The sequence below is a fragment of the Flavobacterium sp. PL12 genome (assembly GCF_039123485.1).
In the GTDB taxonomy this organism is placed as follows: domain Bacteria; phylum Bacteroidota; class Bacteroidia; order Flavobacteriales; family Flavobacteriaceae; genus Flavobacterium; species Flavobacterium weaverense.
Genome location: NZ_JBANDI010000004.1, coordinates 60,247 through 73,269, shown reverse-complemented (window position 1 = coordinate 73,269; position 13,023 = coordinate 60,247). Strand labels below are relative to the sequence as shown.

General features: G+C 31.4%; 12 protein-coding genes. 6 read left to right on the top strand and 6 right to left on the bottom strand.

Annotation, left to right across the window (positions count from 1 at the left end):
* Positions 1-118: 118 nt before the first annotated feature.
* The 4 genes from RCH19_RS03090 to RCH19_RS03075 all read right to left on the bottom strand — a co-directional run bounded on the left by RCH19_RS03090 (position 119) and on the right by RCH19_RS03075 (position 5,672).
* Positions 119-1,363 (bottom strand): restriction endonuclease subunit S, encoded by a 1,245-nt coding sequence (locus RCH19_RS03090; protein ID WP_343021991.1) that lies wholly within the window; start codon positions 1,361-1,363, stop codon positions 119-121.
* Positions 1,364-1,672: 309 nt separating this feature from the next.
* On the bottom strand, positions 1,673-3,427 hold the full coding sequence (locus RCH19_RS03085; protein WP_343021990.1) for an RNA-binding domain-containing protein: 1,755 nt from the start codon (positions 3,425-3,427) through the stop codon (positions 1,673-1,675).
* Between the two features lie 162 nt (positions 3,428-3,589).
* A complete protein-coding gene (locus RCH19_RS03080; protein WP_343021989.1) occupies positions 3,590-5,113 on the bottom strand; it encodes a type I restriction-modification system subunit M in 1,524 nt (507 codons plus the stop codon).
* A 1-nt stretch (position 5,114) separates the two neighbouring features.
* Positions 5,115-5,672 carry a restriction endonuclease subunit S gene (locus RCH19_RS03075; RefSeq protein WP_343021988.1) on the bottom strand — a complete coding sequence of 186 codons (558 nt, stop codon included), beginning with the start codon at positions 5,670-5,672 and terminating at the stop codon, positions 5,115-5,117.
* A 125-nt stretch (positions 5,673-5,797) separates the two neighbouring features.
* Between RCH19_RS03075 and RCH19_RS03070 the strand changes: the two genes are divergently transcribed.
* From RCH19_RS03070 to RCH19_RS03045, 6 genes are all read left to right on the top strand, one after another.
* Entirely contained in the window at positions 5,798-6,871 is a 1,074-nt protein-coding gene (locus RCH19_RS03070; protein ID WP_343021987.1) for a hypothetical protein, read from the top strand.
* A gap of 135 nt (positions 6,872-7,006) precedes the next feature.
* Positions 7,007-7,303: a helix-turn-helix domain-containing protein gene (locus tag RCH19_RS03065; RefSeq protein WP_343021986.1), complete on the top strand. Its 297-nt coding sequence runs from the start codon at positions 7,007-7,009 to the stop codon at positions 7,301-7,303.
* Between the two features lie 2 nt (positions 7,304-7,305).
* The gene (locus RCH19_RS03060; RefSeq protein ID WP_343021985.1) at positions 7,306-7,773 is read left to right on the top strand and encodes a hypothetical protein; all 468 of its coding nucleotides are present in this window, start codon (positions 7,306-7,308) and stop codon (positions 7,771-7,773) included.
* A 79-nt stretch (positions 7,774-7,852) separates the two neighbouring features.
* Complete coding sequence (locus RCH19_RS03055) at positions 7,853-8,908, top strand: AAA family ATPase (RefSeq protein ID WP_343021984.1); 1,056 nt, start codon at positions 7,853-7,855, stop codon at positions 8,906-8,908.
* A complete protein-coding gene (locus tag RCH19_RS03050) occupies positions 8,908-9,108 on the top strand; it encodes a hypothetical protein (protein ID WP_343021983.1) in 201 nt (66 codons plus the stop codon). Before RCH19_RS03055 ends, RCH19_RS03050 begins: the two co-directional genes overlap by 1 nt.
* Before the next feature lie 60 nt (positions 9,109-9,168).
* Positions 9,169-10,173, top strand: a complete 1,005-nt coding sequence (locus RCH19_RS03045; protein WP_343021982.1) for a DUF6371 domain-containing protein — start codon at positions 9,169-9,171, stop codon at positions 10,171-10,173.
* Positions 10,174-11,010: 837 nt separating this feature from the next.
* Here the strand turns inward: RCH19_RS03045 and RCH19_RS03040 are convergent.
* Positions 11,011-11,241: a hypothetical protein gene (locus RCH19_RS03040; RefSeq protein WP_343021981.1), complete on the bottom strand. Its 231-nt coding sequence runs from the start codon at positions 11,239-11,241 to the stop codon at positions 11,011-11,013.
* A 62-nt stretch (positions 11,242-11,303) separates the two neighbouring features.
* A complete protein-coding gene (locus RCH19_RS03035; protein WP_343021980.1) occupies positions 11,304-12,965 on the bottom strand; it encodes an ATP-binding protein in 1,662 nt (553 codons plus the stop codon).
* Positions 12,966-13,023: the final 58 nt, after the last annotated feature.

Here is a 13,023-nt window from a genome sequence, read left to right as displayed (position 1 = left end):
AAAATCTGCAAAGCTAATATTTAAAATAGCCCCTATCTTTACACAGTTCAATCTACCAATCTAGGAGAACTGAATTTCAAAGCTCGTTACATCCCGAAATGTAACGAGCTTTGCGGTTTTAAAACTCCAACCTCTTTTTCCCTGTCAACAAAACTTGCATTAACCCTTTTTTCTGGTCTTTGAGTTGTTGCAATTTCTTTTTTAATAATTGTATTTCTTCATCTGCACATTGCAAAACCTTAGCAATGGCGGTTTGTTCTTCGATTGATGGATGTGGCAATTTTAATGTTGCAAAATCTTTAAAACTTATTTGTTTACCATCACGGATTCCGTAAATAATAGTATTCAATCTATTAATAAATGTTTCTGTTTTGAAATAGACTTTATAAAACACTTTTGATATTGGAATAATTTCTTTTAAAATCGTATAAGCAGGACTTACAATTCCTTCATATTCTGAATATTCTATACCTCCTTGAAAAGAACGCAAACTAATTACATAATCACCTATTTCAACTTTTTTATAGGAAACTAATGAATTTTCATCATATTTGATGTCAATATTATTGGAGCTTCTCGGCACAATTCCTCTTTCTTGTGAAGCAGATAATATTTCCAATTCTCCGTTATGAGTTTTATCAGTATTATTCCTGAATATCGCATCTGCTTTCTTTTCTACCCATTTCACTTTTTCAAAACCTTTCAACCTTACGTTACCTGTCAGCAGTCTATTGGCCAAGGCTTTTTTACGCAGTTCTTTTTGAGCAATCAATTGGGTTTGGGTTGCAATGGCTTTGTCCCAAGTAGAAAGACAATTGGCTATGGCGGTTTGTTCTTCTTTTGAAGGTAACAAAAACTTTATCTTATTTAAGTCTTTGCCATATATAGCAGCTACACTGGTAGTTCCCGTGGCTATTCCTCTTAACTGACTTAATAAATAATGAGAATTGAAAGCAAAATTCATAAAATTATTTGATCCAACATCTTCCACTCTAAAAATCATTCTCATCAAGTTAGAATTATAAAGTGAAAATGGTAATTCGTTTCTCCACATTGAAACTTTCCCAACAAGGTCTAAAGTATTTCTTGTATTGAATAATAAATCACCTTCTTTTAAAATATCATCTTCATTATATTTCTCGTTATCTGGTAAAAATTGAATTTTATTTAAATTCACAACACCTCTTCCGAGATTTCCCATTTTCATAACAGGAACACCTTCATTAGCTTCTGAATTTTCATAATTCCCACCTAATTTTCCTTCTTTCAAAATATCTTTAAACTTCTTCACTTCCCAATCTTCAGGAATCAAACCTACAGGAGAGTTTTTGTAATTGACTTTATGTTGTGTTGGTGTGTTCATCTATGCTCTTAAATTATTTTATTTTGACCCCTAACTGAAAACCTCCTGAACCAGCAAATAAATCTACTAATGATTTTGCACCAGTTGTTAAATGTTTTCATTTCTGCAAACAAATCTGCAAACAAAAATCATGTAACTTCCATAGTAACAGCCTTTGTTTGTTTGCAAAACTCATTAGGAATTGTATATCAAAGAATGAAAAACATAACAACTGCTGTTTGCTCTGTTTGAAAGTTTTTATTTTTGCAAAGAAACACGCAAAGAAGAAACAGGCTAAACCACTGTAAATCAACGAATTTTTCTTTGCAATCATGTTTTAATTTTATATGTTCTTTGATTGTGTTTTATCTCACGTGCAATTTCTAAATGTTCTTTTTCAATCATATCAGCAAAAAGTCTTGAAATATAGGACACATCAGAATCAGGCAAATTGAGTAATTTTCTTGCTGCTTCATTATCAATTTCGTCAGCAGTTTCAAGGTATCTTATGATTGCTTCAATCTGCCTTGCCTTTTCTTGTTTCTTTATTTTAGAATAACTTATTTTATCTTCGGTGGATGCTAATTTGTTTTTATGAATGATATATTTTACTCCAGATGTTTTTCCAGTAACTTCAATAAATTCTATTTCTTGCAATTCCGTTAATATCTTACGAAGTTGGTACTGATTTACAAAAGGGTTAGCTTCTAGTTGTTGAAAAGTTTGTTTCTTTTCAGTATATATTGCATTAATAACTAATAACTTTTCGAGATCAATATCCGAACCCGTAATTTGCTTGTACTCATAACTTAACTCAGCCAATTTTTCAGAGTATACATCAGCATCAATCCTAAAAATAATAGAATGTTCATTTTGAATAGATTTGGGTAATTTTTTTCCTTTAGATAATAATGCTGTAAAAATTTTATCAAATCCTGTACCTGCTTTTTCAGCGTAACTAACCTCCCGCATAACATCCATAATATTAGGATTTCGAGGATTTGTTTTTCTTAAAAAATTAGTTTCATCAATCCCTTGTGGAAAATGACCTGGACTTTCAAATTCAATATAATTCGGGTATTTCCTAATCTCAATAATTTGCTGTCTGCTATAATCACGATGAACAATTGCATTGATAAGCATTTCACGTAAAACTATTTCTGGATAGTCATCAATATAATCTCTGAATAACCCAAAATGAAATTCTTTGACTTTAATTTCTGATTTCAATTGGGCAAAACAAGCATCTGCGATCTCTATTAAATTTCCAGTATATTCAAATGGCTTATAACTTCCGTCTTCGTAATATCTTATATACTTTATTTGACTATATGGAATTTCTTTTAATGCTTTTTGATTTCCAATAAATAAAACTCCTGCAGTTGTAGGCAACGACACCCCTTTTTCCTCTTTAACAAGACCTAACGTTTCAGTAAATTCATTTGATGTGTTTTTTAAATAAGGGCTTTTAGGTTTCTCACTTTGAATTTTATTATAAAGAAATCGTGTTCTTGAAATATCCTGCCATCCAGGTATTGAATTTCCATGCTTGTCTTGTTCACTTGATTGAAAAGGCAAATCCCAAGTTTTCTGGTCATAAACAATTAATCCTTTCTCTGATTGAATTGTAGCAATCTCATAAGGCTCAATCGCTCGATTTCCATCATTACTTCTAATTAGATATTCCCCTTTAGAAGTTCTATGCATTTGTTGTGAAAAAGGGATTTCAAGAACGAGTATTTCACTCTCATTGATTTTAAGTTTATGCGAATGCAAAGTAATCGACGGAAAAATTCTGTCTTGAATTTGTCTAATTAATTCAAATATTTTAGCATCAGTAGCAAAAAAATCAGGATTAATTTCTTTAGTATCGTCAACAATTCCTATAAAAATAAATCCTCCTTTTTTATTTGCAAAAGCAACAACATCTTTAGCTTGTTCTTCATATTTAGACGCAAAATTCTTTATTGATCTTCCAAAAATAACTTTGTCATCAAGTTGCTGTTTGAAATCTAAAATATCACATTCCCCTTGCGCTAGAAGATTATAAAACCATTGAATACTATGTTTGGTGTACTTGTGCATAATTTTGAAATAGGATTGAAATTATTTTACTTCTGTTTTAAAATGTACGTAAAAACGTTGGGTTCTATAGCTGTTTTTTAAATATGTATACGAAATGGTCTTTTTGTATACCTATTATTTTGACATGAACACATAATACTAATTTCGTGTATACATTTGAAATCAATCTATTAATTCCTGTAAATAGTGATTCATTTGCAACTGTACTTCTTTCAATTCTTCTTCCAGTTTTCCAATTTCTTGTTGTACAGCATAAATATCAATCGCTTCCTCTTCCTCAAACGTATCTACATAACGAGGAATGTTCAAGTTATAGTCGTTTTCTATAATTGTATTTACTGTGGCTACAAAACTGTATTTATCTTCTGCAATTCCGCTTTTTAATTTTCCGTTATGGAAATCATCATAAGTCGCCACGATTTTGGCAATGTCGCTGTCTCGTAGTTTATTTTGATTTTTTCCGCTTTCAAAATGTTTGCTAGCATCTACAAATAATACATCAGTATTTTTTCCTTTGTCTTTATTGAAAACCAAAATAGCTGCAGGAATCCCTGTTCCAAAAAACAAATTGGCAGGCAAACCAATTACGGCTTCCAACAAATTATCTTCAATGGTTTTTTGGCGAATCTTCCCTTCGCTACTTCCTCTAAACAAAACCCCATGAGGCACTACTACACCGGCTTTTCCTGTTTCGTTCAAAGTCTCAATCATGTGACTAATAAAAGCCCAATCTCCTTTACTCTTTGAAGGCACACCACGCCAAAAACGATTATACACATCGCTTACTGCCATATCTGCACCCCATTTGTCTAATGAGAAAGGAGGATTGGCGACAACGGTATCAAATTTCATTAATTGATCGCCTTCTTTTAATTTTGGGTTTCTTATGGTATCACCCCAACGAATGGTAGCGTTATCAAAACCATGCAAAAACATATTCATAACCGCTAAAGCCCAAGTGCTGCCATTGACTTCTTGTCCATATAAAGAGAAGTTGTTCGTTCCTACCTCTCTTCCTGCTTTTATCAATAGTGAACCTGATCCACAAGTAGGATCACAAATCCGTGCCCCTACTTTAGACTTAGTCAACTTGGCCAACAAGGTAGAAACTTCACCAGGAGTAAAAAACTCTCCCGCTTTCTTTCCTGCATCGCCTGCAAAGTTGGCAATCAAATATTCGTAAGCGTTTCCAATTACATCTTCACGCTCCAAATGCGACGGACTTAGATCCAATTCGGCAAAATCCCCCAATAAATGTTTTAATCGGGTATTTTTATCTTTTACATCACCAAGGTTACTACTATTGAAATCGATGTTTCTAAAGATTCCGCTGCCATCCTCGCTGCTCAGTTTCTCGCGATTGGCTTCTTCCAAATCTGCTAAAGCAATATTGATTAATTCCCCAACATTGGCTTCGCTCCTGTGCTCATACAAATAATCAAAACTACAATGCTCAGGAACTTGAAAACGTTCCATTTTCAAAGCTCTGTCTGTTCTCGCTTCGTCGCCATTATACTTTTGTAAATAGTCATTTCGCTTTTCCTTATTTACATCACTAATGTATTTCAAAAACAACATAGTCAAAATGTAATCTTTGTATTGTGAAGGATCAATAATACCTCTAAAAGTATCACAGGCTTTCCATACGGTTTGGTTAATCTCTTTTTGATTTATTTTAGCACTCATGTTATTGTAATGATTTGTATGTTAGTTCGTTTAAATAATCTTTTTTCAGTTTTAAAATCCTGTCCTGTAAGAACTTTTCTTTTTTTTGTAAGAAATAAAGATCTAAGATAGTAGTTTGTTTGACAAAATGGGGAGTAGAAATATCAATATTCTGTAATGTTGCAATATTTACTGAAGGTATTGCAGTAGTTCCTGCATAAGTCCATAAAACATTCTGGATTTTCGGATGATTTAAGTACCAAGCTAAATACTCTGGTAAGACTTCACTTGTTGTAAGTTGCAGTACCAAAAAAGTTGTCGAAGCAACGGCAGGCGAATAGCTTCCATCATAAACGACTGCAAAAAATTCTTTACCCTTAGCAGCAAAAAGAATATCCCCTTTTTTCAAAAAGTGCTTTATTAATTTTGGCGTTCTGCTCAAAACTGGATTCAGATGTTTTACCCACTCCTTATTCAAATCAAAATCAGTTGATTGTATGTAATACACATCAGGATTAGTATCGCTTTTAGCAAATACTCCTGATTTCATTCTTACTATATCGGTTAGTTTCCTATTCATGGATTATTTTAGTACACCGTATACTTAATTATTTTTTGTAAAGTTAGTAAAAATTAATTAAGTTTGGCATAAGAAACAGGAGTATGTTTCGTACTAAACAAGATGATTTTAAAAGAATAGAGAATATGAAATATTTTTTTGGCATAGTAGATCGCAGCGAACTAGAAACAAAACTATTAGAAATAGAAAATAATCTACCAAAAGATTATATGAAATTCATTGAAGAGGATTTTTCAGAACATGAAATAATTATGGGTAACGAATATGATTTTGAATATCTATTAGCAGAAAAAGGCATTTTTAAAAAAATTATTAGTGACGAAAAAATACGAGAGCGACTAATAGAGCTAAATATTCCAGAATCGGAAATTGATTACGAAATTCATGACACTCACTTAGATATACCTTCTATTCTTTTACACGAAATATATGAACATATTTGCGATTTATATATTTCTAAATCAGAGCATCTCAAATTAGATTTTTTTGATAATTTCCAAGATATTATTTACGGAATGGATTTTACAGAAATGAAAAAAATTGCATTAATGGAATTTAAAAAAATATATCAGACGGTTAATCTAACAAATCCTACTAAATCATTTATTGTTAAAACAGCTCAAAACGAAAAATTTGTTTATACACCAACATATCTTCATAAATTAGCAATAGAAAAACAATCAATTATTAACAAAATAAATACATACAGCCTTTTACCGTACTTATATGGTGATATTTCTCTACAAAATGAATATCCTTATTACAATGAAGATTTAATTAACGACATTATATCCTTTCAAATAAAAGTCGATATTTTACTTGAACTTAATAATAGATTTAACTTCGAAATAGACATTTATTTTAATAATATGTTTGAATATTCATTAAAAGCCCATACCCAATTGGACAACTTTAAAAGTATTACTGCATATGTATTTACAATGGTGACGATTAAAAAATTTGACGAAATAAATAGATCAAATTTAGAAAGTCTTTTTAGTTTTTTAAAAATCAATAAATTATATATTGGAAAAACCGATAGTAAGTTCTTGAATCTCGTAAACATGACGTTTTATGAACAAGTTAAAGACTTAAAAAACCATGACCCACAAGAAGAGAATACACTACACGCAAAAAGAGTAACAAATCTGGAAAATGAATGGAAAATTTTCAATCAAAACTACTTTCCAGAAGGCTGATTTTTACAAAATCCATTTCTAGACATAAAATTTTCATTTTCAGACATAAAATTTTTATTTTCAGACATAAAATTAATTTGCTGATATTAAACAAGTTGCCTTCATTGCAATCAATTAATATTCAATAAATTTATTATGAATCAGACACAATTTTTTCAATCATTTGACAACCTCCAAGAAGAGGTAAAAGAACTCAAAGCACTTCAACAAAGAGTTCTACTACTATTAGAAAATTTTAGACTAATCTCCCCAGAAAAGTCCTCCGTATTAGAGGACTGGATTTCTGTAAAGGAAACTTGCACGCTATTAAGTTGTAGCGAGGTTACTTTGTGGAAAATCAGAAAAGAAGGTATAATTCCCTTTACAAGAATTAAACGAACCATTCGATTTAAGAGAATTGATGTACTTAATTATTTAAACCAAATAGGATAATTATGAAATCAGTATTATTAAACGTCCGTGTGCCTGAAAACCTTAGTGACAGGCTAAACGAGGAATCAATGGATTTAGGGGTGAATCTTTCTGAAATCCTTCGCACCATTATTGCCAATCATTTTGACGTAGAACTTCAAGAAGACGAAATTTATAATTCGAATAAATTCATCTACCTCCTTTCTTGGATTTTAGCAAAAAAAGGACAACCACAAGATCATAGCGAGAAAGAAACGCTAGTAGACCTAAAAAATATTGTATTGGAAGTGTTAAAAGATAATCAACTCCCTGAGCATCTTATAGAGGAATTTGAAAAACTATTATTTGATCTTCAAAGATTCATCGCAGCGTTTGGAACAGAAAATAACCAATTTCGATTTTGTGTTCTATACCAAGAAGACACCTTCGATTACACAGGACTGATTGATTATATAGCTTACAAAGCTTTTGAGAACAGAATTCAACTTTAAATCTATTTGTATACAGAATGTATTACAGCTTGTCTTACATTCTGTACTACATTCTGTATACAATTTACAATAATCAGATATGCCAGAACAACAACCAAATAACTTAAATGCAACAATTGACTTTAAACAAAGCCTAGAAACCGACTTGAAAGCTGCATTTGAAAGCACGAATGTGGAAGAAAGTCCCAGTTGCTTTATGATTAAGCCGATGAATGACTGGATTGAAGAAGCCAAAAATCGTCCAATTCCAAATATGCTATTCAGTGAATTATGGTATCAACGGGAGATCTGCATCTTATTTGCAGATACGAATTTAGGAAAATCAATACTAGCCTTACAAATCTCAAATTCTATAAGTAAGGGGATTTCTATTATAGGTTTCAAAAATGAAGTTGAAGCACAAAAGGTACTATACTTTGATTTTGAATTATCAGACAAGCAGATCGAAAATCGATATTCTAAAAGTTACACCGAACACTATGTATTTAATGAAAATTTAATACGAGTAGAAATAAATCCTGAACAGGAGATACCTGCCAAATTCAAAGACTTTGAAGAGTTTTTATGCTTTTCCTTAGAAAAAGCAATTATTGAAACTCAAGCTAAAATTATAGTTATTGATAATCTTACATACTTAAAGAATGACACTGAAAAAGCAAAAGAGGCTTTGCCTCTAATGAAATTTCTAAACAGTATAAAGAAAAAATATGGCCTATCAATATTAGTACTTGCACATACTCCTAAACGAGACTCCTCTAAACCTTTAAGTAAAAATGACCTATCAGGTAGTAAAATGCTAATTAACTTTTGCGACAGCTGCTTTGCCATCGGTGAAAGCATACAGAAAAATGGACTGCGCTATATTAAGCAAATAAAACAGCGTAATACGGAACTAATATACGACACCGAAAATGTAATTATTTGTACAATTGAGAAGCAGTCCAATTTTTTAGAATTTGTATTTGATAGCTACGATGATGAAATGGAACATTTGAAACCAAGAAATAACAGCGAACAAATTAGTGAGATAATTAAATTAAAAAATCAAGGATTAAGTAATGTTGAGATTGGAACACAATTAGGCATATCAGAGGGAACAGTTAGAAACAAGATAAAAAAAGCAGATACTAATTAATGACCGCACAACTAACCTATCAAATAATACAGACTCTCCCCGAAAAGGAGAAAACACTGCTATTTGATATGTTAGAAGCTGATAGCAAACCCTTTGTTATTGAAGAATTAACGACTCCAAAGCGCAAAAAACCAGCTCTAGATTTAGAAGTAATGAAATATTTAATTGAAACCTGTTTTAGTAAAAATAAAGACTCGTAACATTCGTAACAATCGTAAGCCTTGCGAATGTTACGAAGTTTACGAATATAAAATAGTCCCATGCATCAATACTCACTTGATAAATCCAGTAAAAAATTTATTTGTCCTAGCTGCCAAAAAAAAACCTTTGTTAGGTACTTTGACAATGAACAAAACAGCCTTGTAGAAGGAAATTTCGGCAGATGTGATCGGGAAAGTAATTGCAAATATCATCTAGCACCCAAACATAATGGTACGATCGCAACCATAGTAAACCCTCCAGTAAAAATAAAAGCATCTACATTAAATCCTGAATTACTAAATCGATGCAAAAAGAATTTCAGTCAAAACAATTTAGTTCTATTCCTCAGAAATTATTTTTCGGATGAAGAGATAGAATCCGTAATTGAAAAGTATTTTATTGGAACATCGGTGTACTGGAAAGGAGCAACTGTGTTTTGGCAAATTAACTCCCAAAATGAAGTAATGGCGGGAAAAGTCATGCTTTATAATCAAAAATCAGGATCACGAATAAAAAAACCATCCCCTCACATTACTTGGGTACACAAAATCCTAAAAATAGAACCGTACAGCTTACAACAATGTTTGTTTGGATTGCATTTAAAAAATGCTAACACTCATCAAACAATTGCAATTACGGAATCTGAAAAAACTACTGTTATGATGAGTTTATTGCTACCTGAGTACACGTGGATGGCAACGGGAGGCAAAGCAAACTTAAAAAGAGAATTATTATTACCTATCAAAGAATACAATATTGTAGTCTATCCAGACAAATCAGAATTTGACGACTGGAATAAAATTACAGTTGCATTACAAAGAGAAGGATTTAGAATAAGATGTAGTCAATTTATAGAAAATAGGGACGTTCAAGTAGGAACAGATTTAGCGGATATTTATCTTGAAGCACAACAAAACAACTATACAATTCCCACTCAAAGAAAACAATCTAAAGTTGAAATTGAAGTACAAAGACTGGCAGAAATTAACCCCGAAATATTGACTTTAATTTCTGTTTTTGATTTGCTTGATGAAAATGATAATCCTATTGTTAAAATTAAATAAAATTGATTAATTTAGCTTCAAATTTTAATATTAACCAGTACACGATTCCGTACACACTTTTGATATAATCTAGAAAATAAAGGATATTTTCGATCATTTTTAATAAATTTAATCGAATTCATAACCCTGAGGTCACGGGTTCAACTCCCGTCTTCGCTACAAGAACAAACCCTTAAACAACAACTGTTTAAGGGTTTTTTGTTAAATAGAATCTTCTTAAAAACTAGACCTCATTTAAGAGGAGTGACGTGGAGGAGTGACGTATTTCATTTCAAACAACTGCTTTTTTAGTAATATTAGTTCAATTTCAGACAGAATTTTTGTAGCTAATAAAAACTTTTCAGAATTTTTTTTTGGTTGAATACACATATAATTCCTATCTAGATTATATAAAGCATCGAATTACTCAATATTCTGCATGCACATAATTTTATGCACTACTTTTTTACACAATTTAAATCCAAAAGAATGCGAGCTCTTTTCAAACAAATTATTTCAAAAGCTAAAAAAAGAACAAATCTAAATTATTGAACTCGACAGGATTTCCATAACATTAAGAGGTATGTAGAAATTACTTGATTCTTAGAAAAGTATCCGTACAAAGGCTTCTGTCTAACTCATTTTTGTATATTATTGTACATTAATTCTTTGTTAAAGAAAAGTAAGCTGCGATGAGTTGCTAGATGAAAATCCTACTAATATATCCAGCTTTGTGAACAAGATTTAGTTTTTGCCATATCACTAAAAGTTCTTTTGACGGAGATTGTCAGTTGTTAAATATAATAATGAAACCTAAGAGACTATACAAACTAGAGAGGTTCAAAAACCTAATATCAACTATCCTCTTTTGTGCCAGCTTCTGCCATTAGTAGTTGAGAAATACAGCCCTTTGGACGTATTTGCCAACAGCTCTTTTCCCGCATCTGTTAAATCATTGAATTCACCATATGAAGATCCAGAATAACGAGTGTGCCACGATCTTCCCGAAGTGGTTGAGTATTCAATTTTATTACTTTGTTTAGGGCAAATTCTAATTAATTCACCGTCTTTGCTAATCATTTGTGACATAGTAGTTGATTTATTTAAGTTAAACAGCAAATATATTGCTAGGCTCTGCCAAAAGAAGCACGTTAAAATCCAATTTTAGTGGTAATAGCACTTTTGTCCCATTTCTCGGAATCACAAAAAGAGATGATTTTTTCAAAAGTCAATTTATTTCCCAATACTACTTTTTCCATAATGCATTTACAAGCGATGTTTCCCATTTCACCACCTGAGAACTTATAACTATTAGCCAAATGCATTGCTTCTTTACGAGTTATTGTCGGTAATTTATTTTTCCAAATTTTAGCAGCGTTTTCTAAAGATGGTGTATCGAATTTTATCTTGAAAAGAAATCTTCTCTCAAAAGCAGGATCCAAATTAGCTACCAAATTTGAAGTAGCAAACAGAATTCCATCAAAATTTTCCAGTTCCTCTAAGAGAATGTTCTGAATAGCATTTTCAGTATCAGAAACACTTGAAGATCCAGCACTTTTTCGTTTTCCAATTACGGCATCGGCTTCATTAAAAAGCAGTATCGGACATACTTTCTCTTGTTTCTTGAATTCATAATAATCCGTAAATATCTTTTTAACCAATTTTTGACTTTCACCAAACCACATCGATTTGGTTTCCGAGATTTCTACTTTAAATATTGGTCTTTTATATTTTTTAGCAATTTGATATACCGTTTCTGTTTTGCCTGTTCCTGGCGCGCCATAAAATAACACAGGCACCCCTACTGGAAGATGATTATCTTTTAATCGTTTTTGTAAATTTGAAAATGACGAATGCGACATACTATTTACAATAGGCTCCAGCAACTGTTTTTCTAAAGGATTGTAAAACAAATTTGTTTTTTGAATTTTATCTGGATAAATCAGCTTGTCACTGTTACTGTCTTTTTGAAGAAATACAATGTCTTCTAAATCGTGAAGCATTTTTACTGTCTTTACTGACAACTTTAGGTGGTGTCTGTTGGCAAATTCATTTTTGTCTTTTTCTAGCAAATTCAACTTGTTCAACTTGGTTTTTCCCAAAAGAAAAGTAGAAACATACTTAAATGTATCACTCTTACTGTTGGTAAAATCATCAACCGTTTTTTGAAAAGCAGTATTAAAATTGTTATCCCCTATGGCGATCGCATCAATTATAGTGTCAAAAAATATGAAAGAATCGATAGGCTCTAAATGCTCACAGGCATAATTGACCAATGGAAACTTCTTATTGTCCTGCAATAATTTTTTAAATTTAAATACGAAGCTGTTATAACGAATTTCTTTCTCATCTTTAGCATTACTTAATTTATCTATATCTTTCAAAAATGCATAAAAATTATCTTCTTTAGGTTGAATCGAAATCAATTCAGAAGGGATTTTTGTGTTAGAAACTAGAAAATCTAATAGATCTTTCTTCACACAATAATCAGTACGAAGTATATTTCCGTGTCTGTCTTTGGCTAAAATATTTTTGTCAACTAGATATTCAATATCATTTAAGTAACTTAGTAAACCTACTTTTTCTACACCGAAATAAATAATCAACTCGTTCAAATCAATTTCGTCAAAACAGGACAAACTAATAAAACTAGCAAGTAAGATACTTTGAATATCGCTAATTTGAAAATAAGCTGAAATATGACGTATTTCGGGTCGCACATCAATATATCTATCAAAATCTAACTTACCATGTTTTGAAACTTGATGAACTTTTTCTACGGCTTTTAAAATAGTGATTTCCTTGACTTTCATAATTTTGCGTTTTAGTATAATGCAAAACTAAAACGACACACTGCCAGAGTGCGTCGTA